This is a genomic window from Ferrovibrio sp. GW821-FHT12E11, from assembly GCF_058806975.1.
Genome location: NZ_JBXAQG010000001.1, coordinates 1,831,236 through 1,853,082, shown reverse-complemented (window position 1 = coordinate 1,853,082; position 21,847 = coordinate 1,831,236). Strand labels below are relative to the sequence as shown.

Annotated in this window: 23 protein-coding genes; 11 read left to right on the top strand and 12 right to left on the bottom strand. The window is 64.1% G+C overall.

What is annotated here, in order from left to right; genetic code table 11:
• The first annotated feature begins 35 nt into the window (after positions 1-35).
• Complete coding sequence (locus AC1ROT_RS09180; RefSeq protein WP_492998563.1) at positions 36-788, top strand: FadR/GntR family transcriptional regulator; 753 nt, start codon at positions 36-38, stop codon at positions 786-788.
• 117 nt (positions 789-905) lie between these two features.
• Here AC1ROT_RS09180 and AC1ROT_RS09175 read toward each other — a convergent pair whose 3' ends face one another.
• On the bottom strand, positions 906-2,126 hold the full coding sequence (locus AC1ROT_RS09175; protein WP_492998561.1) for a branched-chain amino acid ABC transporter substrate-binding protein: 1,221 nt from the start codon (positions 2,124-2,126) through the stop codon (positions 906-908).
• Between the two features lie 111 nt (positions 2,127-2,237).
• Positions 2,238-3,368: a serine hydrolase domain-containing protein gene (locus AC1ROT_RS09170; protein ID WP_492998559.1), complete on the bottom strand. Its 1,131-nt coding sequence runs from the start codon at positions 3,366-3,368 to the stop codon at positions 2,238-2,240.
• 120 nt (positions 3,369-3,488) lie between these two features.
• Here AC1ROT_RS09170 and AC1ROT_RS09165 point away from each other — a divergent pair, with 120 nt between their 5' ends.
• Both AC1ROT_RS09165 and AC1ROT_RS09160 read left to right on the top strand, forming a co-directional pair.
• Entirely contained in the window at positions 3,489-3,875 is a 387-nt protein-coding gene (locus AC1ROT_RS09165; RefSeq protein WP_492998558.1) for a VOC family protein, read from the top strand.
• Positions 3,876-3,982: 107 nt separating this feature from the next.
• On the top strand, positions 3,983-4,531 hold the full coding sequence (locus AC1ROT_RS09160) for a hypothetical protein (RefSeq protein ID WP_492998557.1): 549 nt from the start codon (positions 3,983-3,985) through the stop codon (positions 4,529-4,531).
• Between the two features lie 81 nt (positions 4,532-4,612).
• Here the strand turns inward: AC1ROT_RS09160 and AC1ROT_RS09155 are convergent, their stop codons facing one another.
• Positions 4,613-6,889 (bottom strand): NADP-dependent malic enzyme, encoded by a 2,277-nt coding sequence (locus AC1ROT_RS09155; RefSeq protein WP_492972520.1) that lies wholly within the window; start codon positions 6,887-6,889, stop codon positions 4,613-4,615.
• Between the two features lie 186 nt (positions 6,890-7,075).
• Between AC1ROT_RS09155 and mutS the strand changes: the two genes are divergently transcribed.
• Positions 7,076-9,700: a DNA mismatch repair protein MutS gene (gene mutS / locus AC1ROT_RS09150; RefSeq protein ID WP_492998555.1), complete on the top strand. Its 2,625-nt coding sequence runs from the start codon at positions 7,076-7,078 to the stop codon at positions 9,698-9,700.
• Positions 9,701-9,737: 37 nt separating this feature from the next.
• On the opposite strand, the gene AC1ROT_RS09145 is transcribed toward mutS, so the two are convergent.
• Positions 9,738-10,301 (bottom strand): hypothetical protein, encoded by a 564-nt coding sequence (locus AC1ROT_RS09145; protein ID WP_492998553.1) that lies wholly within the window; start codon positions 10,299-10,301, stop codon positions 9,738-9,740.
• Between the two features lie 40 nt (positions 10,302-10,341).
• On the bottom strand, positions 10,342-11,367 hold the full coding sequence (locus tag AC1ROT_RS09140) for a dienelactone hydrolase family protein (RefSeq protein ID WP_492998551.1): 1,026 nt from the start codon (positions 11,365-11,367) through the stop codon (positions 10,342-10,344).
• Positions 11,368-11,488: 121 nt separating this feature from the next.
• Between AC1ROT_RS09140 and AC1ROT_RS09135 the strand changes: the two genes are divergently transcribed.
• The 3 genes from AC1ROT_RS09135 (at position 11,489) to AC1ROT_RS09125 (ending at position 13,038) form a co-directional block, all read left to right on the top strand.
• Positions 11,489-12,244 (top strand): substrate-binding periplasmic protein, encoded by a 756-nt coding sequence (locus tag AC1ROT_RS09135; protein ID WP_492972523.1) that lies wholly within the window; start codon positions 11,489-11,491, stop codon positions 12,242-12,244.
• A gap of 240 nt (positions 12,245-12,484) precedes the next feature.
• On the top strand, positions 12,485-12,694 hold the full coding sequence (locus tag AC1ROT_RS09130; RefSeq protein ID WP_492972524.1) for a cold-shock protein: 210 nt from the start codon (positions 12,485-12,487) through the stop codon (positions 12,692-12,694).
• A gap of 29 nt (positions 12,695-12,723) precedes the next feature.
• Positions 12,724-13,038 carry a YkgJ family cysteine cluster protein gene (locus AC1ROT_RS09125; RefSeq protein ID WP_492972525.1) on the top strand — a complete coding sequence of 105 codons (315 nt, stop codon included), beginning with the start codon at positions 12,724-12,726 and terminating at the stop codon, positions 13,036-13,038.
• Here AC1ROT_RS09125 and AC1ROT_RS09120 read toward each other — a convergent pair.
• The 3 genes from AC1ROT_RS09120 to AC1ROT_RS09110 all read right to left on the bottom strand — a co-directional run bounded on the left by AC1ROT_RS09120 (position 13,035) and on the right by AC1ROT_RS09110 (position 14,393).
• Positions 13,035-13,529, bottom strand: a complete 495-nt coding sequence (locus AC1ROT_RS09120; protein ID WP_492998549.1) for a GNAT family N-acetyltransferase — start codon at positions 13,527-13,529, stop codon at positions 13,035-13,037. The two genes, AC1ROT_RS09125 and AC1ROT_RS09120, sit on opposite strands and share 4 nt — an antisense overlap.
• 8 nt (positions 13,530-13,537) lie before the next feature.
• Positions 13,538-13,903, bottom strand: coding sequence for a GFA family protein (locus tag AC1ROT_RS09115; RefSeq protein ID WP_492972527.1), 366 nt, complete (start codon positions 13,901-13,903; stop codon positions 13,538-13,540).
• A 79-nt stretch (positions 13,904-13,982) separates the two neighbouring features.
• Positions 13,983-14,393 (bottom strand): hypothetical protein, encoded by a 411-nt coding sequence (locus AC1ROT_RS09110; protein WP_492998548.1) that lies wholly within the window; start codon positions 14,391-14,393, stop codon positions 13,983-13,985.
• Between the two features lie 345 nt (positions 14,394-14,738).
• Between AC1ROT_RS09110 and AC1ROT_RS09105 the strand changes: the two genes are divergently transcribed.
• The 4 genes from AC1ROT_RS09105 to AC1ROT_RS09090 are packed head-to-tail and all read left to right on the top strand — an operon-like array spanning position 14,739 to position 17,591.
• Positions 14,739-15,989 carry a threonine synthase gene (locus AC1ROT_RS09105; protein ID WP_492972529.1) on the top strand — a complete coding sequence of 417 codons (1,251 nt, stop codon included), beginning with the start codon at positions 14,739-14,741 and terminating at the stop codon, positions 15,987-15,989.
• A gap of 16 nt (positions 15,990-16,005) precedes the next feature.
• Positions 16,006-16,497 (top strand): PAS domain-containing protein, encoded by a 492-nt coding sequence (locus AC1ROT_RS09100; RefSeq protein WP_492998547.1) that lies wholly within the window; start codon positions 16,006-16,008, stop codon positions 16,495-16,497.
• 51 nt (positions 16,498-16,548) lie between these two features.
• Positions 16,549-17,037 carry a hypothetical protein gene (locus AC1ROT_RS09095; protein WP_492972532.1) on the top strand — a complete coding sequence of 163 codons (489 nt, stop codon included), beginning with the start codon at positions 16,549-16,551 and terminating at the stop codon, positions 17,035-17,037.
• Positions 17,038-17,096: 59 nt separating this feature from the next.
• A complete protein-coding gene (locus tag AC1ROT_RS09090; protein ID WP_492998545.1) occupies positions 17,097-17,591 on the top strand; it encodes a PAS domain-containing protein in 495 nt (164 codons plus the stop codon).
• Here the strand turns inward: AC1ROT_RS09090 and AC1ROT_RS09085 are convergent, their stop codons facing one another.
• From AC1ROT_RS09085 to AC1ROT_RS09070, 4 genes are all read right to left on the bottom strand, one after another.
• Positions 17,592-18,116: a DinB family protein gene (locus tag AC1ROT_RS09085; RefSeq protein WP_492998544.1), complete on the bottom strand. Its 525-nt coding sequence runs from the start codon at positions 18,114-18,116 to the stop codon at positions 17,592-17,594. It abuts the gene before it with no gap.
• Positions 18,117-18,184: 68 nt separating this feature from the next.
• Positions 18,185-18,538 carry a bleomycin resistance protein gene (locus AC1ROT_RS09080; RefSeq protein ID WP_492998542.1) on the bottom strand — a complete coding sequence of 118 codons (354 nt, stop codon included), beginning with the start codon at positions 18,536-18,538 and terminating at the stop codon, positions 18,185-18,187.
• A 68-nt stretch (positions 18,539-18,606) separates the two neighbouring features.
• Positions 18,607-19,761, bottom strand: a complete 1,155-nt coding sequence (locus AC1ROT_RS09075; RefSeq protein WP_492998540.1) for a TAXI family TRAP transporter solute-binding subunit — start codon at positions 19,759-19,761, stop codon at positions 18,607-18,609.
• A gap of 35 nt (positions 19,762-19,796) precedes the next feature.
• The gene (locus tag AC1ROT_RS09070) at positions 19,797-21,827 is read right to left on the bottom strand and encodes a TRAP transporter permease (protein WP_492998538.1); all 2,031 of its coding nucleotides are present in this window, start codon (positions 21,825-21,827) and stop codon (positions 19,797-19,799) included.
• Positions 21,828-21,847: the final 20 nt, after the last annotated feature.

The window sequence follows — 21,847 nt, the reverse complement described above, 5'->3', positions numbered from 1 at the left end:
CACCATGATTCGTCCGGCACCGTATCGAGGGGTAAATGTCCGAAGCGGCAGAGAAATTTACGCGGCTGACGCCGGTGCCGGCCTATCAGATGGTGGCCGAGGCGATCGAACGCGAAATCCTGTCCGGGCGTTTGCGCCCGGGCGATCCCATCGGCACGGAAGCCGACCTCGTGCGCCAATTCGGTGTGAACCGCTCCACCGTGCGCGAAGGCATCCGCCTGCTCGAGCATGGCGGCCTGGTCCATCGCGATTCCAGCCGGCGCCTGGCGGTCGGCCTGCCGCATTACGACCGGCTCGCCACCCGCGCCAGCCGTGCCTTGATGCTGCATCAGGTCACCTTCCGCGAATTGTGGGAAGCGACCATGGCGCTCAGCCTCGCCTCCATCGAGCTGGCGGTCGAGCGTGCAACGGCGGACGAGATCGCCACGCTGGAAGAGAATATCGCCGCCACCGAGCGCGACCAGCATGATGCCGCCGCCGTGGCGGCGCTGGATCTGGAATTCCACCTGCTGCTGGAAAAGACCGGGCGCAACCGCGTGCTGGAGCTGGCCCGCGAGCCGTCCAACATGCTGATCTATCCCACCACCCATGTGGCGGTGCAGGGCACCGAGCATGGCGCGCGGCGCCTGATCGAGGCGCACAGGATGCTGGTGCAGTCTCTGAAGCTGCGCGACAAGGACCTGGCGCGGCTGTGGGTGCGTCGCCATCTCAACGACTGGCGCAAGGGCTTCGAGAAGGCCGGCATGGATCTCGACCAGCCGGTCGATCTGGTCACTTCGGCGGGCTAGGCTTTCCGCTACCGAAATCCGTCATGCCACGCTTGCGTGGCATCCACGTCTTTGCTGCCGTACGAAAGTCGTGGATGCCACCGCTGCGCGTTGGCATGACGACGAGAAGGTGTTGCCTCAGAACGCCGCCATCTTGCATGTCGTCGGCAGCGCGGTATCGGCGGCATTCACCTTGCCGGCCGTCTTCCAGCCCCAGCCGGTTTTCTCTTCGTCATATTTCATGTCGCCTTCCAGCGGCCCGAAGGAGGCGACATAGAGGTCCTGCAGCACCTGGTGATCGGCGCCGCGCATGGTCGCCGTGCCGCCATACATGGTGCTGCGCGTGGCGCTGGTCAGGGCGCCAGCGATGGCTTTCGGTTCGACGCTCTTCGCCTTCAGCACGGCATCGTGCAGCATTTCCATCAGCAGGCGCGCGCGCGGCACGTTGAAGCTGCCGCCAAAGCGGGCGCGGTAATCCGCATCGAGGTTATCACTCCCACCTGTCGTATTGAACTGGGGCATGTTGGAATGGCCCTCGATCACGCCATAGACGCGATGGCTGAGGCCGGTCTGGCGGATGGCCGTCGGGCTGCCGATGCCGCTGGCGTAATAGGTATACCAGCCGGCCTGCAGGCTGGCATCGGCCGCCGACTTCAGCAGCAGCGCCAGGTCGTTGCCCCAGTTGCCGGTGATGACGCTGTCGGCGCCGCTCGCCCTGATCTTGGCCACATAGGGCGCGAAGTCGGTGATCTTGGCCAGCGGATGCAGTTCGTCGCCGACGATTTCCACATCGGGCCGCACGCGCGCCAGCATGGCCAGCGCAGCGGCGCGCACCGCCTGGCCGAAGGAGTAATCCTGGTTGATGAGATAGATTTTCCGGATCTGCGGCTGGGTGGCGATGAATTTCACCAGCGCCATCATCTTCATGTCGGCATGGGCATCGAAACGGAAATGGGCCGGCGAGCATTTGTCGTTGGTCAGTGCCGGATCGATGGCCGAGATGTTGAGGAACAGCGCCGCCTTTTCCGGATTGCGCTCGTTATGCTTCATGATGAATTCGTTCAGCGCGCCGGCGGCAGCCGAACTGTTGCCGGCCACGATGATGCGGATGCCGGCATCGATGGCCTTCTGCGCCTGGATGATGCTTTCCTGCGCGTTCAGCTTGTTGTCGTAGCCGGTGATCTCGTAGCTCGTCTGTTTGTCCGACAGGCGCTCGGCCATGAAGCGCAGATGGTTCAGGGCATTCTCGGTGACGGCGGCGGCCGGGCCCGACAGCGGATCGATGAAGGCGATGCGCAGGGTTTCGGCGCGCGCCGCGGTCGCGAGAAAAAGCACAGCAAGAACGGCGAGAATACGCATGACAGAACTCCGCAGATGAGACAGCGCGGAGCCTATGAAAAAGCCGCCGCGTTACAAGTCACGGCGGCCCAAATAAAACGAATGTGTGCTGACGGTTTCGCGCGAAGAGCGTCAGCGTTTCACCACGGCCGGTAGAACATGCTGGTTGAGAATGGCTGGACCGACCGGGCCCTGCAGGTTTCTCGCGTACAGGCCGAAATTCAGCACCATCACGATATCCATCTCGGGGATGACATAGACACGCTGGCCGCCCTCGCCGAAGCCGGCGATCCAGTCGACCTGCCTGCCGTCCAGCAGCGAGCGCCCGAGCCACCATTGGTAGCCGTAGAAGAACGGGCTCTGGCCATTGATCTGCGGGGCGGTGCTGTCCGCGATCCAGCGTTCCGAAACGATCTGCTTGCCCTGCCAGCGGCCCTTGGCGAGCACCATCTGGCCGATCCTGGCGAGGTCGCGCGCGCGCAGGCGCAGTCCCGAGGCGACGACCGCCCGGCCGTTCCAGGTTGCCCATTCGAATTCGGTGATGCCGAGCGGCGCGAACAGCAATGTCTTTGTCAGCGCGTCGATATCCATGCCGCCCGATACCTTCTGCAGGATCGCCGCCAGCACCGCTGCCGATCCGCCGCTGTAGAGATAGCCGGCACCCGGCTCGCTCCACATCGGCTGTTCCAGTACATAGCGTACGGCATCGGGCGCCAGGTTCATCGCCGTCTCGCTGTTGCGCCGGTCGGCATAGGGCAGGCTTTCGTCCCAGGCCAGCCCGGCCGACATGGTCAGCAGGTGGCGGATGGTGATGCGGTCCTTCTGTGCGCTGCGCAGGTCGGCATGTTCGGGGAAGAACGCGAAGACCGATTGATCGACCGACAGCCAGCCACGGTCGACGGCGATACCGGTCAGCAGCGACACCACACTCTTGCTGATCGAGCGCACATCATGCTGCCGGCCGGCATTGTGTTGCACGATGCCCAGCGGATTTCCCCAGTGCTGGTCCTCCCCGGAGAAATACTTTTCGTAGACCAGCCTGCCGTGGCGCAGCACCAGCACCGCATGGGCATTGGCTTCTTTCCAGGCCTCGAAGCGCGGGCCGATGGCGCAGAGCAGGGCCGCATCGAGGCCCTGGCTCGCGGGCGCCGCCACCGTCCAGCCGTCCTTCAGGTCCGGCGGCGGTGCGCAGTCCTGCGCATGGACAGCCGGCGCCAGCAGGCAGAGCAAGGCTGCTGTCAGGATGCGCCGGATGAGTGCCATGGTCTGCCCCGTTTTTGTGATGTCGAGACTAGGGCCAAAAGCGGATAAAAGTCTTGTAGAATGCGGGCTGCGACTGGAACTGTCAGGGACCCATCGATGAATGAAGGCAGGCAAGCCGGTGTGGCATTTCAGGCCATCCGGGCCATCGACTATACGGTCATCTTCGTGCGCGATCTTGCAGCCATGCGCCGCTTCTATGAAGGGGTGCTGGGCTTTGTCCTGACGCGCGAACTGTCGCCGCGCTGGTTCGAATACCAGGTCGGCGGCAATACGCTGGCGCTGGCCATCCCGGGCCTGACGGCGGCGGATGTGCCGGTGCCGGCCGGCACTGCGGCGCTGCAGCTTGCCTTCAAGGTATCGGTTGCCGATGTCGATCGCTGCGCCGATGAACTGACGCGACAGGGCATCGCCCTGGTCCGCCCGCCGACCAATCAGGCCTTCGGCCACCGCACGCTGTTCTTCCGCGATCCCGATGGCAACCTGCTGGAAGTGTTTGCGGATATTTAGAGATTGCTAGACTGATAGGACTGACATTTTTTTACTGTCATGGCCGGGCCTGTCCCGGCCATCCACGTCTTGAGATGCTAAAAGCTGAATAGAGGGGGGAGACAGCAATGTTGGACAGTACGGAAGAACCAGATGGAGAGTTAATAAAAGAAGTACATGCTTACTATGGGGCATGTATGTACTTTGCCCAAGTTTTCGAAACAGGTCTTATCAATATTCTTACAGCCCTAAAAACGGCAAAAAGCGATCTTCCAATTCGAAAGACATTTGATGATTTATATGACCGGCACGAAGGGTATACCTTCAACGAGCTACTGCGAGACCTGAAGAAGTTTAACTTTGTGCCAATTGAATTATTGGATGAAGCTGAAGTGTTAAAGGGCGAGCGTAACCATTTGGCACATAGATTCTTCCGAGACCATGTCCTTGATATGGGCAGTGTTGCGGGCTGCCATCATCTGATCGAAGCGCTCAATCAAAAATGGAAGCGCTTTATGGAGCTTGATGAAAAAATTGATATGTATGTGAAACCAGCATTCCGAAAAATTGGCATCACCGATGATGCATTTGAGCAGAACAACCATGAGTCTCTGCAAGAAATGCGAGTGGAAGCGAAGGCCAGATACGCCTCAATTCTTCCTAAGGGCGAAAAATAGATAGGCGTGGATGGCCGGGACAAGCCCGGCCATGACACTTAGGAGCGATCAGCGCGCGTTATACGCTGCCCCACGCCCGCGTTAGCGAGCGTTGTAAGCAGCCAGCGCGGCGAGGTTGACGATGTCGCTGACGCTCGCGCCCATCTGCGCGATCTGCACCGGCTTTTCCAGGCCAATGAGCAGTGGCCCGATCACGGTACCGCCGCCCAGATCCTGCATCAGCTGCGTGGAGAGCAGCGCCGAATGCAGACCCGGCATGATCAGCACATTGGCCGGACCGGACAGGCGGCAGAAGGGGTAGAGCTTCATCAGGTCGGGATTGAGCGCGACGCGGGCATTCAGCTCGCCGTCATATTCGAAATCGACCTTGTGGCCGCCGGCATCCAGCGAGTCCAGTTCCATCACCGCCTTGCGCACCACTTCCACCACGCCGCCCGGCGCATTGCCGAAGTTGGAATGCGACAGCAGCGCCACGCGCGGCTCCTGGCCGAGCTGGCGCGCGGCGGCGGCGGCCTGGATGGCGATCTGGCAGAGATCGCTGGCCGAGGGCGTTTCCGTCACCGTGGTATCGGCGACGAACACCGTGCGGCCCTTGGCCACGATGATGCTGAGGCCCATGACGCGCTGGCCGCGCTGGGCGTCCACCGCCATGCGGATACCGTCATAGCTGACCGAATAGGTGCGGGTGACGCCGGTGATCATCGCATCGGCATGACCGTTGGCCACCATGCAGGCGCCGAAGACATTGCGGTCGAGATTGACGAAACGCTGGGCGTCGCGATGCAGCAGGCCGCGCCGCTGATGCCGCTTGTAGAGGAAGTCGGCATATTCGGCGTTATGCTCGCTGATGCGGGCATTGTGGATTTCGCAGCCTTCCAGGTTCTTCAGGCCGATGGCCTTCATGGTGGCTTCGATGCGTTCGCTGCGGCCGATCAGGATCGGCGTGCCATAGCCGGCGGCGCGGAATTCCAGGGCGGCGCGGATCACCGTCTCTTCCTCGCCCTCGGCGAAGACCACCTTCTTCGGGTTGGCCACCACCTGGTCGAAGAAGATCTGCAGCGAGCCGACCGTGGGATTGAGGCGCGCGCGCAACTTCGACGCATAGGCGGCCCAGTCGGTAATCGGCTTGCGCGCCACGCCCGATTTCACGGCGGCCTTGGCGACCGCCAGCGGAATCTCGACGATCAGGCGCGGATCGAAGGGCGAGGGGATGATATAGCCCGGCCCGTATTTCGGCCGTTCACCCTTGTAGGCGGCGGCGACTTCATCGGGCACATCCTCGCGCGCCAGCATGGCGATGGCCTCGGCGGCGGCGATCTTCATCTCGTCGTTGATGGTGCTGGCGCGCACGTCGAGCGCACCGCGGAAGATATAGGGGAAGCCCAGCACGTTGTTGACCTGATTGGGGTAATCAGACCGCCCGGTCGCCATGATGACATCGCCGCGCGTGGCCAGCGCCTCTTCCGGGGTGATTTCCGGATCGGGATTGGCCATGGCGAAGACGATGGGATTGGGACCCATGGCGCGCAGCATGTCAGGCGTCAGCGCGCCCTTGACGCTGAGGCCGAAGAAGATGTCGGCGCCCTTCAGGGCTTCTTCCAGCGTGCGCGCATCGGTCTTCACCGCATGGGCGGATTTCCACTGGTTCATGCCCTCGGTGCGGCCCTGGTAGACCACGCCCTTGGTATCGCAGAGGATGACGTTTTCGTTCTTCATCCCCATCGCCTTGACCAGCTCGGTGCAGGCGATGCCGGCGGCGCCGGCGCCGTTGACCACCATCTTGGCGTTCTTGAAGTCGCGGCCGGTCAGATGCAGCGCGTTGATCATGCCGGCGGCGGCGATGATCGCCGTGCCATGCTGGTCGTCATGGAAGATCGGAATGTCCATCAGCTCGCGCAGGCGCTGCTCGATCACGAAGCATTCCGGCGCCTTGATGTCTTCCAGGTTGATGCCGCCGAACGATGGCCCCAGATAGCGCACCGCGTTGATGAATTCTTCCACCTCTTCGGTATCGACTTCCAGGTCGATGGAATCGACATCGGCAAAGCGCTTGAACAGCACCGCCTTGCCTTCCATCACCGGCTTGCCGGCGAGCGCGCCGAGATTGCCCAGGCCCAGAACCGCCGTGCCGTTCGAGATCACGGCGACCATGTTGCCGCGCGAGGTGTAGTCGTAGGCGGTGTCCGGGTCCTTGGCGATGGCCAGGCAGGGGGCGGCGACGCCGGGGCTGTAGGCCAGGCTCAGGTCGCGAGTCGTGGCCATCGGCTTGGTCGGCACGACCTCCAGCTTGCCGGGCTGGCCCATCTTGTGAAATTCGAGGGCGTCGTCGTAAAGAGACGGGCTTTTCGAGTCGCTCATTTTTCTCTGCGGTTTCCGGATTTACATACAGGCGTCTTGGCGCGGGTTTTCGCTCCCGTCCGGCATCATAAGGCCAAGCCCTAAGGGGTTAAAAGCCCCGTGGCCTGTGGTATGTCTGCGTCGACCCGATAATTTTCCGCCATGAACACCGCAGCACCGAACCTCCCTCCCGGCACCTCCCCGCTGATGGCCCAATATTTGACCATCAAGGCGGCCTATCCCGACTGTCTTCTGTTCTATCGGATGGGGGATTTTTACGAACTGTTCTTCGACGATTCGGTGCAGGCGGCCCGTGCGCTCGATATCGCGCTGACCAAGCGCGGCGAACATGACGGCCAGCCGATCCCGATGTGCGGCGTGCCGGTGCATGCCGCCGAGGCCTATCTCTCCCGTCTGATCCGCCAGGGCTTCAAGGTCGCGGTCTGCGAACAGGTGGAAGATCCCGCAGAAGCGAAGAAGCGTGGCTCGAAATCGGTGGTGAAACGCGACGTCGTGCGCGTGGTGACGCCCGGCACCATCACCGAAGACAGCCTGCTGGACGCGCGACGCAACAATTATCTTGCTGCACTTGCTCAGTCCGGCGGTTCAGATGGCGCGCTGGCCCTGGCCTGGCTCGATCTCTCCACCGGTGAATTCGGCCTGACCGAAACAACGCAGGCGGGCCCAGGGAACGGAACATTGGCCGCCGATCTGGCCCGCGTCAGTCCGCGCGAACTGGTGCTGCCCGAGGGGCTGCTCGGCCGCCCGGAGCTGCGTGCGATACTCGAACAGCTCGATACCGCCCTCTCGCCGCTGCCCTCGGCGCGGTTCGACAGCCAGGCCGGCGAACGCCGGCTCAAGGCGGCGCTCAATGTGGCGGCGCTCGATGCTTTCGGCGATTTCAGCCGGGCGGAATTCTGTGCCGCCGGCGCGCTGCTCGATTATGTCGAGATCACCCAGTGCGGCAAGATTCCGCGCCTCGATCCGCCGGTGAAGCAGACGCCGCTCAGCGTCATGGCCATCGATCCGGCCACGCGCCGCAATCTCGAACTGGTGGAAACCACCTCTGGAAATAGAGATGGCGCGCTGCTCAGCACCATCGATGCCACGCTCACCGGCGCCGGCGCGCGGCTGCTGGCGCAGCGGCTGCAGGCACCGCTCACCGATGTGACTGCGATTGCCGCGCGCCATGACAGCGTGGCCGCGCTCACCGCCGGCAACCGCCTGCGCGACGACATCCGGTCTGCGCTCGGCAAGGTACCGGATCTTTCTCGGGCGCTATCGCGCCTGTCCCTTGGACGGGGCGGTCCGCGCGATCTCAGTGCCATGCGCGATGGCCTCAGTCAGGCCGGCGACCTGCGCCAGCGTCTGGCGGCCGAGACTGTGCTGCCGCCGGAACTGGCCAGCTTGCGCGACGCACTCGGCGATCACGCCGTGCTGGTGCAGGCGCTGTCGGATGCGCTGGCCGAGGAATTGCCACTGTTGCAGCGCGACGGCGGGTTTGTGCGGCCCGGCTACGACGCGGCGCTGGACGAGCTGCGGGTCCTGCGCGATGAAAGCCGCCGCCATATCGCACAGCTTCAGGACAAATACGCGCAGGATACCGGCATCAGCGGCTTGAAAATCCGCCACAACAACGTGCTCGGCTATTACATCGAGATCACGCCCACGCATATGGCGAAGATGGGCCCGCAGTATATCCATCGCCAGACCATGGCCAATGCCGTGCGCTATGCCACGCCGGAGCTGGGCGAGCTGGAAGCGAAAATCTCCCAGGCCGGCGATCGCGCGCTCGCCATCGAACTGCAGATTTTCGACCGCCTGTGCTCGGCGGTGCTGGCCGAGGCGAAAGCCGTGACGTTGGCCGCCCAGGCTCTGGCCGCGCTGGATGTGGCGGCGGCGCTGGCGCAGCTTGGCATCCAGCGCCAGTGGGTGCGGCCGCAGATCGATCTCAGCCTGGATTTTTGCATCACCGGCGGCCGCCATCCGGTGGTCGAGGCGGCGCTGGAGCGCAACGGTCAGGGCGAGCGCTTTGTCGCCAACGACTGCGACCTTTCCGATGGCCAGCGGCTGTGGCTGCTCACCGGCCCGAACATGGCCGGTAAATCCACCTTCCTGCGCCAGAATGCGCTGATCGCCATCCTGGCGCAGATGGGCAGCTTCGTGCCGGCGACGGCGGCAAAGCTCGGCATGGTGGATCGCCTGTTCAGCCGCGTCGGCGCCGCCGACGATCTGGCGCGCGGGCGCAGCACGTTTATGGTCGAGATGGTGGAGACGGCGGCGATCCTGCATCAGTCGGGCAGCCGCGCCCTGGTAATCCTCGACGAGATCGGCCGCGGCACCGCCACCTTCGACGGCCTCTCGATTGCCTGGGCGGTGGTGGAGTACCTGCACGAGAAGAACCGCTGTCGCGGGCTGTTCGCGACCCATTATCACGAACTGACCGCGCTGGCCGAAAAGCTGCCGCAGCTCAGCAACCACACTTTGAAGGTGAAGGAGTGGGAGGGCGACCTCGTCTTCCTGCATGAGGTCGGCGCCGGCTCGGCGGATCGCAGCTACGGCGTGCAGGTGGCCAAGCTCGCCGGCCTGCCCGATGCGGTGCTCACCCGCGCTTTTGAGGTGCTGCACACGCTGGAAAAATCCGGCCAGACCGGCGCCTCGGCCAAGCTGGTCGACGATCTGCCGCTGTTCAGCATGGCGCAGCCGGCGAAAGCGATGGTCGTGCAGGCGCCGTCAGAGGTCGAGGGCGCATTGCGCAAGGCCGATATCGATGCGCTCTCGCCCAAACAGGCGCTCGACCTGCTGTATCAGCTCAAGGCGTTGCTGAAATAAGGCGCGGATGCCCAGCCCTGGCCTGCACATCCACGCGTTATTTTTTCGTCATGGCCTGGATGAACGCCGTCAGCATGGCCTGTACCTGTGCATCATCCACTGGATTTCCGGGCGTGGAGTAATCCGCCTGCCAGTGCACCTTCTTGTCGACGATATTGGACAGCACGCCGCGGAAGTCGACGCTGGTGATGAGGCCGCCGGCGCGTGCTTCTGTCGGAGAGATGAATAGCCAGTACTCCGCAGTGGTGCCGCGCGCTTTCGCGGTCGCAGCGGCGGCATCCGAGACCTCTGCGGCGCGCTCGATCGTGACGAAGCTAACCGCATCGCCTTTCAACCCATGCTGCTGCAACAGGGCTGGCGCCAGGCGGGTGACTTTCTCATCCACCCTGTTCAACTGGTGTTGGTCGACACCACTGGCTCGCGCCGGCAATCGCGTGGGATAGAGCTCTTTGTTGACGTAGGCAACCTTCACATCCGTCAACGGCTGCGGCAGCGGCGCAACGCGCATGCTGCCCTGCATGCCCGGCGCGCAACCGCCCAGTGCGATCAGTGTTGCCAGCGCCATCATGGCAAAGGTGAGGCGACCAATCTGAAATGCCATCTGCTCTCCTGTTCGCTGGCAACAATAGAGCATGCCGTGCCTACGGCGCCAGATGCTTGCCGAAAAACGCCAGCATCTGTTTCGGTGCGTCTTTCGCCGCCGTTTCGCTGTAGCCCATCGAATAGCCGGCGCTGTCCTTGATGCAGCTCTGGATTTCCGCGCCGGTGAGCGGCCGCACGCTGCCATCGAGATCGATGAAGCGCACCCGGCTGCCGAAATCCATCACCGGGCAGTTCCGCGTGTTCACATGATGCGGATAGAAGCGCGGCACCATCGCCGGGCTTTCCCAGGCGTGATAGGCGGTCTCGTACCAGATCGCCTCGCGGCTGGCGGTCGGCTCGGCCGCACGCACCAGCGCATCGACGCGGTCGCATTTCGCCTTCACCGTGGTCTCGTCCTTGCCGCCATAGAGCCGCAGCATCGGCTTGCCATCGGTCAGCGGCCCGCCGTCGTTGGAAAAGAAATTGCCGCAGGGTGCGTAGAAGGGCATATGGGCGGCGAAGCTGAGCGCGCTGTCGCCCAGCACCTTGCGGCGCACGAATTCATAGGATGACTGCTCGGCGGTGATGCCGCCCATGGATAGTCCCATGATGCCGATGCGCGCCGGATCGAGGCGCGGATGCGTGGCGGCCAGTTTCAGGGCCAGCAGGGCATCCGAAACCGGCGTGATCGGGCTGATGGCGCCCGGCACATCGGCGGCGCGTTTGATGCCGCGCGGGCCGAAATGATCCAGGCCCAGCACGGCGAAGCCCGCATCCAGCAGCGGCTTCACATAGACGCCCTCGGCGCTGTCTTTCCAGCCGCCGATGGAATGGCCGATCATCACCGCCGGCAGGCGGCCGTTGCGCTCCAGGGTCGTCGTGGCCGGCAGCCAGATGGTGACCGAGGCCTTGCCGGGGCTGCTCTGGCCGTTGCGGAAGGTGCCGTAATTCTCGTAGGTCGGGGCGTCGAAGACAACGGGGCCGGTGCTGCCGGCGGTCAGCGGCTGCGCGGATGCCGCAGCGGAGAGCAGTCCGCAGGCCGCGATCAGAATCAGGTGATACGGGATCAGGTGATACAGGCGCATGATGTCCCCCTTATGGACGCGATCCTAGCCCAAGGACCGCCACGGCGGGATGCGGAATTTGCAGCCGCCGTCACGGCAGCGTGTTGGTTCGCCCGGCGGCGACTCCATTTCATTGCCGTCGGTGCGGTTGTATCCTGCCGCGATGATCGTCTGGCGCCGCCTTGCCGTTGTCCTTCTGCTGCTTTGCGCGGCCCTGCCGGCGCGCGCCGATATTGCGCGGGTGCTGATCAACGACGCGCCGCCCTACCGCATCGTCGGCTCGGCCAATGGCGGGCCGACTTACACCGGCATCTATATCGACATTCTGCGCCTGGTCGCCGAACAGACCGGCCTGACCCTGGATTTCGTCGAGCTGCCGTTCGCCCGCGCCTTCCGCGTCATGCAGGAGGGCGGCGCCGATATCATGCTGGGGCCGAACCGCTCGCCCGAACGCGAGGCCTATCTGCTCTATCTCGATCCGCCGCTGCCGCGCGAACCCAAGGTCTTCGTGCAGTCGCGCAAGGCGCCGCCGATCCGCAGCTATGACGACCTCGCCGGCAAGCGCATCGCGGTGCTGCGCGGCGCCACCTATTTCGACCGCTTCGATGCCGATGCGCAGCTGGTCAAACAGCCCTTCGACGATTATACGGCCGCGCTTCGCCTGGTGGTGGTTGGCCGCGTGGATGCCGCGGCGATGCCGGAATTGCAGGCGCTGTGGCTGCTGCGCCTGACCGGCTTCGATCTGGTCACCTCGCCCTACCGCGTGGCGGGCCGCGACTCCCATATCGTGCTGGCGCGGCAATCGCCGCTGGTGGCGCAGGCGCCGGCGATGGCGGCGGCGCTCCGCCGGATCGCCCAGGAAGGCCGCATCACCCGCATTCTGCAGCGTTACGAATAGCCGGATCGACCTCGGCGGACAGCCATGTCACGGGAATCGTTGCCGATCATCGGCCTTGTGTTCGCCGCATTTAGGACCTAGGGTCCGCCCATCGACATTTTTGGCCGGACCTTCTGGCTGTCCGTCTCGGCTTTGCCAGGCGTATTTCTGACTCTCTCTCCAAAAAAATCGAAAACCGGGTGCCGGTTGCAGCTTCGCTGTGGCCTGTCCCCATTCATCCATCGAACAAAGGGTATTCCCATGCAGACCGGCATCGTTAAATTCTACAACGCCACCAAGGGCTTCGGTTTCATTCAGCCGGAAGACGGCACCAAGGACGTCTTCGTCCACGCCTCCGCGCTCGAGCGTGCCGGCATGAACGGCCTGAACGAAGGCCAGAAGGTCTCCTTCGACACGGAACAGGACAGCCGCTCGGGCAAGACGGCCGTGCGCGCCATCCAGGCCGCTTGATCTGACGCCTGTCTGGTCGAGCCCACCGCTTGATCGAACAGACGACTGAAGACCAGGGCGCGGCAGCCTTCGATTGCCAGAGCTGCGGGGCCTGCTGCGCGTATTCGCGTGACTGGCCCCGCTTCTCGCTCGAAGACGACGCTGCGCTCGCGCGCATCCCGGCCCGCTTTGTCGATGACGCGGCGGGCCGGATGCGCTGCGAGGGCGAGCGCTGCTCTGCCTTGCAGGGCAAACTCGGCGAACGGGTCGCCTGCGGCGTTTACGACGTTCGCCCCATCGTCTGCCGCGACTGCCAGCCCGGCGACGAGGAATGCCTGATCGCACGGGCCCATCACGGGCTTTAGGGCCGGGCCACCATCACCACACAACGACCCCACTGCGTTTCGCGCGGCGTCGCCTCATGGCGCCGGAAGCCGGCCTTTTCATAGGCGCGGATGGCGCGGGCGTTCTCCGGATCGGGATCGGTCACCACGCAGGGCGCGCCCTCGCTGAACAGGCGCTGCACATGCTGGCGCACAAAGGCGCTGCCATGGCCGCGGCCGATCAGGGCGGGAATGCCAATCGTCTGGTCGATGCCGCGCGTGCCCACCGGCAGGTCGCGGAAGGGGTGATCCGGCCAGGCCTGCGGATCGTAATCCTGCATGAAAGCGAACGGCTGCGCCTCCAGGCTGACAATCCACAGCCGCATGCCCGGCTCATGCAGGTCGCCGGCCACCGAGACCATCTCGGTATCCACATCGCCCCACCAGGCGCGCGCATCCGGCGTTTCCAGCCAGCATCGCATCAGCGGCAGGTCGGCTTCCGTCATGCGGCGGAAGCTGTAAGGCGTCGTCATCGTTGCAGCTACGCGCTTTTGCCGTCGTATTGCATCGGTTCCAGGCTTTCCAGATCGAAGCCTTCCAGGCAGCGCACATTGATCGCCACCATCTTCATGCCGTTCGGCGCCGTGCCGGTGGCAAAGGATTCCACGCCACAGGTTTTGCAGAACAGGTGATGGATGTTCATGGTGTTGAACTGGTAGTCGCTCACCGCATCCTTGCCGGCCATCAGCTTGAAATCGTCGGCCGGCACGAAGCTCAGCAGCGAGCCCTTCTTGGAACAGATCGAGCAGTTGCAGGAAATCACCGGCGGATTGTGCCCGGTGACGACGCTGTAGCGCACCGCGCCGCAATGGCAGCCGCCGTTATAGGTATTCTTCTGCTCGCTCATGAATCCTCAAAGTGTCTTCGGGTCGCAGGACAAGCCAGTATCTAGCATCGCCGGCATGGCGCGGCCAGATCGTGACGGCTTATGCCGATATCGACAGCGCGGCCGCCGCGCGTGGCCCCGGCCACAGGCGCTGCAGGTCGGCGGCGGCAAATGACAATCCGCGCCAGGCCACCTTGCGGCCCTGCAGATGGCGGGCTTCCGAGGGCGCCACCGGCACCAGCCCCGGCCAGTCGGCGGCCGGCACGGCGATGGCGGCGCCGCCGGCTTCCGCCGCCGGCAAGCCGCGCGTCACCAGCCGGCCATCCATCAGGGCGTCGAGCAGGGCGCGGCGATGATCCTCCGCGATCACCGCGGCGCCATCGCGGTTGAGCACCGATTCGGCAAGGCCCAGATGGGTCTCGGCGGCAAAGGCGGCGACCTTTGCCAGATCGCGCCAGCGGATCCAGGCCCAGGCCTGCGTCAGGTTCCAGCTTTCGGGGCTGCTGCTCATGATGGCCATGATGGTGCCGGGGCCGGGCCGGCCGCAACCGCGGGGCGGGCCTCTTGTCGCCAGCCAATCGTACCCTATATGTTCTTTCTTACACTTTGCCCGGGTGAATGAAGGGAGCTGCATACAAAAATCGACCCGGGTCAGAGATGGTTCGCGATGGCTCAGGAAGGTCCGGGATGGTTCCAGATGGTTTGGCGGTGGCCCGGTTTGGCAAAGTTTGGCTCACCTTGGCTCGTCTTGTCAGGGTTTGCAGGGAATAATCCAATGGGTTCAACGCTTACACCCCGCCCTCGCGCACTTTAAGCTGCCGGCCCTGATTGCACGGCTATCACTTCAGAGAATGTCATGAGCATCGACCGCAGCCTGATCCCCGATACCACCAGCTTCGTCACCCATCTGGAATGCGGCATGACGGGCGAGCGGCTGCCGGCCGATACCCTGCATAACCTGTCGCCCAAGGGCTATCCGATCCTGGTGCGCTACGACCTCGCGGGCGTGAAGGCGGCGCTGACCAAGGCGAAGATCGCGTCGCGCGCACCCAACTGGTGGCGCTATCGTGAATTGCTGCCGGTGCGCAAAACCGAAAATGTCGTGTCGCTCGGCGAGGTGATGACGCCGATTCTGAATCTGCCCAGGCTGGCGAAAAATCTTGGCCTGAGCGGCGCCGGCGAAATCATTGTGAAAGACGAAGGCCGCCTGCCCACCGGCTCGTTCAAGGCGCGCGGGCTGGCGCTTGCCGTCTGCATGGCGAAAGAACTCGGCGTGAAGAAAATGGCGATGCCGACCAACGGCAATGCCGGTGCGGCGCTGGCCGCCTATGCCAGTCGCGCCGGCATCGAGACGGTGGTGTTCTGCCCCGACGATACGCCGCAGGTCAACATGAACGAGATCGTGCTGCAGGGCGCACGGCTCTACAAGGTCAACGGCCTGATCAACGATTGCGGCAAGCTGGTCGGCGCCGGCAAGGAGCTTGCTGGCTGGTTCGATACCTCGACGCTGAAAGAGCCCTATCGCATCGAGGGCAAGAAGACGATGGGCCTGGAGCTGGCCGAACAGCTCGGCTGGGAACTGCCGGACGCGATCTTCTATCCCACCGGCGGCGGCACCGGCCTGATCGGCATGTGGAAGGCCTTCGAGGAACTGGAGGCCATCGGCTTCATCGGCAGCAAACGCCCGAAGATGATCGCCGTGCAGGCGGCCGGCTGCGCCCCCATCGTGCGCGCCTTCGAAGGCAACGAGCGCCATGCGAAACTCTGGGAGAATGCCCATACGGTGGCGGCCGGCATCCGCGTGCCGGCGGCGATTGGCGATTTCCTCATCCTGGATGCGGTGCGCAATTCCAGCGGTTTTGCCATGGCGGTGGAGGACGATGCGATCACCGCGGCCCTCGATGAAGTGGCGAAGGAAGAGGGCTTCCTGATGTGCCCGGAAGGTGCGGCCACCTATGCTGCGTACAAGCAGGCGTTGTCTGCCGGTCGGGTGAAGAAAAACGACCGCGTGGTGCTGTGGAATTGCGCGGCGGGCCTGAAATACCCGATGCCTGATGGCGGCCAGCCGCTCGATCGCCACGGCGCGATTGATTACGCCAAATTATAGGATCATCCTCGGCGCCATGGCTTTCACCAGCCGAGACGCCGATTTCACCATTCTGGTCGCCGACGAGCAGCTGGAAACCCTGCGGCTGAACCGGCTGTACGGGAGCTGGCGCAAGGCCGCCTCCGGCGGCGCGCTGCCCGGCGCGGCGTTTCTCGATCCGCAACAGCACGACTATATCGCCGCCATGCTGCTGGTGGTGGATGTGGTCGGCGAGGACGATCGCCAGCGCTACCGCTATCGCAGCGTCGGCAGCCATTTCATCGAGCATCTCGGCGTCGATCCGGCTGGCACCTATATGGACCAACATCCCGAATCGTACTTTGCCGAGCGTGCCATCCGCGCTTGCGACCTGGTGGTGCAGACACGCCGGCCGATCCATGCCCGGGCCCAGCGCGACATCGATGGCCGCAGTTTCCGCATCGAGTTCCTGCTGCTGCCGGTGGCGGGACCCGATGATGCCGTCGGCAGCCTGCTGATCGCCCAGCTCTACACGCCCGCGTCGGACTGAAGCGGGCGGCAGGATTGATTCCGGCGGCCTCCGCCCCCTATGCTTGCGGCAATGCCGATCACCAGCAGCAGCGACGCCGATTTCACCATCCTGGTTGCCGAGGAACGGCTGGAAACCATGCGGCTGGATCGCTTCTATCGCGACTGGCGCAAGGCGATCGTGGATGGCGCGCTGCCGCCGCCGGCTTTTATCGATGCCCAGGTCTACGACTATCTGACCGGCGCGCGGCTGATCTTCGATGTCGAGTCCAGCGGCGAAGGCCGGCGCTATCGCTATCGCCATATCGATCCGCAGATCCTGGTCTACAGCCCGCGCGACATGACCGGGCTTTATGTTGACGAGCATGCCGAGCCGTATTTCGCCGAACAGACGGTGCGGGCCTTCGATCTGGTGGTGGAGTCGCGCCGGCCGATCCATGCCCGTGTGCACCGCGCCGTCGATGGCCAGGGCTTCACCATGGAATTCCTGATCCTGCCGCTTGCCGGGGCCGGCGGCGCGGTCGACGTGCTCTTCGTCGCGCAGCTCTTCAGTCGGGCCTGAGGTCATCATTCCTGCGGCCCGCGATTGTGGGCGGCGGCGCCTGCCCTTATTCTCGCGCCATGACCTTCACCAGCGGCGATATCGACTTCACCATCCTGACCGCTGACGAGCAGTTACAGACCCTGCGGCTGAACCGGCTCTATGCGGCCTGGCGGCAGGCCGCGGGCGTCGGCAGCCTGCCGTCGCCGGATTTCATGGCGTCGACGGGCCATGACTATCTCTCGGCCATCCTGGTGGCGGTCGATGTTGAGGCGACCGAGGGCGCGCCCCGTTTCCGCTATCGCAGCATCGGCTCCCATATAATCCAGCATCTGCGCTTCGACCCCGTCGGCAGCTATATGGACCAGCATCCGGAATCCTATTTCGCCATCCGTGCCCTGCGGGCCTGCACCATGGCGGTCGAAACCCGCCGTCCCGTCCATGCCCGGCTGGCGCGCGAGATCGACGGCCGCGATTACGGCGTCGAAGCCCTGCTGCTGCCGGTCGGAGATGGCGGCACGGTGCAGCATCTGCTGATTGCGGAGATTTTCACGCCGGCCGGACCTGAGGCCTGACTAGGCCGTCTCGCGGATGAAATGAATCAGGTCCAGTGCCGGCGGATCGATGCCGGCATGGCTGAGCAGGCCATGGACCTGGCCGCGGTGATGGGTCTGGTGATTGAAGGAATGCATCAGCGGCGGCAGCAGCGGATCGGTGAAGGTCTCGTTGCGGGTGTTGGTGTAGGTGAAGCTCGCATGCAGCGTCGTTTCATCCACGGCATCGCAGAAGGCAATGATCTCGATATCCTTCGCGTCGCGCGCGGCCCGTAAAGACGCGAGATCCGCGTGCAGGATCTGGTCCAGCCTGGTGACATGTGCCGGCAGGTTGCCGGTGAAGCGGCCGAACCAGATGCTGTCGCCGACCAGGATATGATTCAGCGTGGCGTGAATGCTGCCGAAAAAGCTCGGCCGCGCCGCATGGTAGTCGGCGGCGGAGAGTGTGGCGCAGGCGTCGTAAAGCCGGCGGTTGGCCCACTGGTTATAGCGGCCGAAGCGGCGGATATGGTCGAGCAGCAGGGTCTGGGTCTGGGTCTGGGGCATGGGCGTAGCCTAAGCCGATCGGCGGGATTCCCGAAGCGCAGAATTGTCCGGCTGCAATTGCAGGAAATTCAACGCAGCACATGACCCACGCGCAGCAGGTTGCCGTCGGGATCGGTAAAATGGAATTCGCGCAACCCCCAGGGTTTGTCTTCTATGGCGCTGAACCGCGGCAGGCCGAGCGGCTGCCATTCGCGATGCAGACTGTCGGCATCGCTGCAGCGGAAATAACAGGCCGACATGCTGTTCTTCGGCTCCAGCAGGATCGGGGCTGCGCCGCTGCAATCGGCGAAATGCAGTTCGTGGTCATCGCGCACGATCACCAGATAATCGGGATAGCGGTTCTGCCGCCCGAAACCGAGGCGGTGATAGAAGGCTGCCGTGCGGTCAAGATTGGCCGATGGCAGGATGGCGATGGCAGGCATGACGGCGCTCCAAAAGAAAACGGCCCGCCGTGAAGCGGGCCGTCATCATACAACCTGCTGTCCGGCGCTTACCACTCGGTAAGAACGGGCTCCATCTTCGCTGCGGTCAGGGCGTCGGAACGCGCCTTCATCCAGCCTTTCATGAAGGCGGCCTCGTCGGCATGGCTGCCCTTGTTGTGGCCGGCCCAGGCATCGGCCAGCACCTTCTGGCGCTGGATCAGGGCGGCGTTGCTCTTGTCGTATTCCGGCTTCCAGACGCCGATCTCCTTGAAGTATTTGATCGCGCCCTCATGCACCGGCACCACCCAGTCGAAGACCTGGCGCTTGATGTCCCAGCCGCTGTTGCCCGGCGCGGCATCCTTGTAGTCGGGGAAGAGTTCGACCATCGCCTTGGTCATCGCATAGACCATGCCGGCGTCGATGTTGTCGTAGGTCATCAGCACCGGATAGGGATAGGTCGCGGCTTCCACGGTCTTGGTGGCGCTCAGCTCCGGGCCTTCGGCGCCCATGAAGGGCACGAAGAACGGCGCCTTGCCTTTCAGCCGCGCCCAGCCGGCCTTGTCGCCATGCGGCACGGTCGGATACTGGATGCCGCGCGGGCTGGAGGCGAGCTGATAGGCCGGGCCCGAGATCGACGAGCCGAAGGCGGCATCCACCTGGCCGTTGATCATGCCCTGCATGGCCTGGCCGAAGCCGCCGAATTCTACGCGCTGCACGTCGTTCCAGGTCAGGTTGGCAAAGGCCAGCAGCGCCGTGATGTTCTGATTCAGCGACGGCGCGCCGATCACCCAGGCGACCTTCTTGCCCTTCAGGTCGGCCATGGTTTTGATATTGGCGTCTTTCGCCGTCATGATGGTGAGCAGCGCGTCGGAATTGTTCAGCAGCAGCGAGCGTACCGGCTGCGGACCCCAGTCCTTGGCGCCGAATTCGTAGACCGCTTCCTGCGCCATGTAGGTGCCGCCCACGCCGTTGGCGGAGAAGGGCACCTTGCCTTCGCGCAGCGGCACGGTGCGCGACACGTCATTCTTGCCGGGCAGCACGCGCAGCGTGATGTTCTGCTTGTTCTTGAGCGCGTTGCCGACGGCGACGGCCTGGTTGTAGCCGCCCGAGCCGACATCGTAGGCCGTCCAGGTCAGTTGGTCGGGCAGCTTCTGCGCCGATGCCGCCGTGGACAGGGCCAGCGCAGCAACAGCGCCGAGCAAAGAATAGGTGTAGTGACGCATCTCTGGTTTCCTCCGGTTATACGTTTATGCGATTTTTATGCGGCCAGTGTGTCGCTCTTCCCTAGTTTCAGCAACAGGAAAGCGCCGAGCGCCAGCGCCGCGCCGATCACCGCCAGCGTTGTATTGCTGACGGGAATGAGATTGCCGCCCGGTGCGGCCAGCGCGATGCCGCCGATGGCCAGCATGATGCGGGCGAGCAGCCGCAGCCAGGTGCCGTCCAGCCGCCCGGCGCCGATCAGCCAGCCCTGGATCGCGGCCGCGATCAGCCACACGCCAATGAAGGCGGTGACAATCACCGACACCACCTCCATCGGTTCGCCCTTCAGGATCAGGGCCGGATTGAGGGCGAAGAAGAACGGCACGATATAGATCACCGCGCCGAGCCGCACGGCCTGGAAGCCGATCTTGAACGGCGAGGTGCGCGCGAGCGGGGCGGCGGCAAAGGTAGCCAGCGCCACCGGCGGCGTGATGAAGGAGATCATGCCCCAGTACATGATGAACAGATGCACGGCGAGCGGATCGAGGCCGGCCTTGACCAGCGGCGGCGCCAGCACGATGGCGAGGAAGATGTAGCAGGCGGTCACCGTCATCCCCATGCCGAAGATGAAGCTGGTGATGGCGCCCATCAGCAGCAGAACGATCGGCTTGTCGCCGGCGAGATAGACCAGGTCGTTGGCCAGCGTGCCGGCGAGACCTGTCACCGAGAAGGCGCCGATGATGAAGCCGACGCCAGCCAGGATGGCGACCAGTTCGGCCAGCGCCCGGCCGGTGGCCAGCACCAGGTCGACGAAGCTGCGCCAGGTCAGACGGTTTTTCGGCAGGATCTGGTTGATCACCAGCAGCATGCCGGTGGCGATGAAGGGGGCCATCGCCTCCTGCTGCTCATTGATCATCAGGTAAACCAGAACGGCAAAGACGGCGATGTAGAGCCAGCCGTCCTTCAGGGTCGCCTTGAGCGACGGCAGCTCCTCCTGCTTCATGCCCTTGAGGCCCAGCCGCGCCGCATAAGCATCGATCTGCATGGAGAGCCCGAAATAGAACAGCAGCGCCGGCACGGCGGCGGCGAGCGCGATCTCGCCGTAGGAGATGCCGAGGAAGCTCGCCATCACGAAAGCGGTCGAGCCCATCACCGGCGGCATCAGCACCGCGCCGGTCGAGGCGACCGCTTCGACGCCGCCGGCATAGTCGGCACGAAAGCCGGTGCGTTTCATCGCGGGGATGGTGACGACGCCCGACGAGATTACGTTGGAGATCACGCTGCCCGAGATCGAGCCCTGTAAGGCGGATGAAATCACGCCGACCTGGGCGGCGCCGCCGCGCCAGCGGCCGACCAGTGCAAAGGCCACGTCGTTGAAGAACTTGCCGCCACCGGTGTGGTTCAGCGCCACACCGAAGACGATGAAGCCGATGACGATCTCGCCGAAGGCCCGCATGGGGATGCCGAAGGCGCTTTCGGCCGAGACGATGTGATAGGCCAGTGTATCGGTCAGCGGCTGGTCGATGCCGTTGAGCGGCGAGGGCAGCCTGCCGGCGACGACGGGATAGAGCGAGACGATGGCGACGATGATGAAGATCGGCGTGCCGCCGGTGCGGCGCAGGGCTTCTAGGATCAATACCCAGAGCAGCGCGCCGAGAATTTTTGCCATCGCCGGCGCTGCGAATTCCCAGCCCTCGCCGAGGATGGCTTCGGCTTTCCAGCTGAACCAGAACAGCGCCGCCATGGTGACAAGGCACAAGGCGATGTCGAGGCCGAGCCAGAGCGGAGACCGCGCGGCTTTCGGATGCCAGGGATAGGCGAGGAAGACCAGCGGCAGCGTGGCGACCGCCAGCAGGAAGAGGTAGCGGTTTTCGACCAGCGTGTAATTGAAGAGCCGCAGATTGAACTGCTGGTTCAGCACCAGCACCATGGTCAGCAGTGTCAGCGTACCGAAGGCGGCCTGCAGCCAGGCCGGCAGGATGCGATAGGACAGCTCCTCCACCATGCGGTCGGCGGCGGAGACGCCATCCTGCGAAATGACAGATGTATCCTGCTCGGCGCGCTGCTCGGCGTCGCTGTCCCGCTGCATTCTGTATCCCCTCCCTGTGG

Coding starts and splice junctions, on each gene's coding strand:
- AC1ROT_RS09090 (WP_492998545.1), top strand. CDS start 17,097: ATGACCTTCACCAGCGGCGATATCGACTTCACCATCCTGACCGCTGAC.
- AC1ROT_RS09170 (WP_492998559.1), bottom strand. CDS start 3,368: ATGGCACTCATCCGGCGCATCCTGACAGCAGCCTTGCTCTGCCTGCTG.
- AC1ROT_RS09070 (WP_492998538.1), bottom strand. CDS start 21,827: ATGCAGCGGGACAGCGACGCCGAGCAGCGCGCCGAGCAGGATACATCT.
- AC1ROT_RS09155 (WP_492972520.1), bottom strand. CDS start 6,889: ATGAGCGACTCGAAAAGCCCGTCTCTTTACGACGACGCCCTCGAATTT.
- AC1ROT_RS09075 (WP_492998540.1), bottom strand. CDS start 19,761: ATGCGTCACTACACCTATTCTTTGCTCGGCGCTGTTGCTGCGCTGGCC.
- AC1ROT_RS09130 (WP_492972524.1), top strand. CDS start 12,485: ATGCAGACCGGCATCGTTAAATTCTACAACGCCACCAAGGGCTTCGGT.
- AC1ROT_RS09115 (WP_492972527.1), bottom strand. CDS start 13,903: ATGAGCGAGCAGAAGAATACCTATAACGGCGGCTGCCATTGCGGCGCG.
- AC1ROT_RS09095 (WP_492972532.1), top strand. CDS start 16,549: ATGCCGATCACCAGCAGCAGCGACGCCGATTTCACCATCCTGGTTGCC.
- AC1ROT_RS09105 (WP_492972529.1), top strand. CDS start 14,739: ATGAGCATCGACCGCAGCCTGATCCCCGATACCACCAGCTTCGTCACC.
- AC1ROT_RS09085 (WP_492998544.1), bottom strand. CDS start 18,116: ATGCCCCAGACCCAGACCCAGACCCTGCTGCTCGACCATATCCGCCGC.
- AC1ROT_RS09145 (WP_492998553.1), bottom strand. CDS start 10,301: ATGGCATTTCAGATTGGTCGCCTCACCTTTGCCATGATGGCGCTGGCA.
- AC1ROT_RS09110 (WP_492998548.1), bottom strand. CDS start 14,393: ATGAGCAGCAGCCCCGAAAGCTGGAACCTGACGCAGGCCTGGGCCTGG.
- AC1ROT_RS09140 (WP_492998551.1), bottom strand. CDS start 11,367: ATGCGCCTGTATCACCTGATCCCGTATCACCTGATTCTGATCGCGGCC.
- mutS (WP_492998555.1), top strand. CDS start 7,076: ATGGCCCAATATTTGACCATCAAGGCGGCCTATCCCGACTGTCTTCTG.
- AC1ROT_RS09100 (WP_492998547.1), top strand. CDS start 16,006: ATGGCTTTCACCAGCCGAGACGCCGATTTCACCATTCTGGTCGCCGAC.
- AC1ROT_RS09160 (WP_492998557.1), top strand. CDS start 3,983: ATGTTGGACAGTACGGAAGAACCAGATGGAGAGTTAATAAAAGAAGTA.
- AC1ROT_RS09080 (WP_492998542.1), bottom strand. CDS start 18,538: ATGCCTGCCATCGCCATCCTGCCATCGGCCAATCTTGACCGCACGGCA.
- AC1ROT_RS09175 (WP_492998561.1), bottom strand. CDS start 2,126: ATGCGTATTCTCGCCGTTCTTGCTGTGCTTTTTCTCGCGACCGCGGCG.
- AC1ROT_RS09120 (WP_492998549.1), bottom strand. CDS start 13,529: ATGACGACGCCTTACAGCTTCCGCCGCATGACGGAAGCCGACCTGCCG.
- AC1ROT_RS09180 (WP_492998563.1), top strand. CDS start 36: ATGTCCGAAGCGGCAGAGAAATTTACGCGGCTGACGCCGGTGCCGGCC.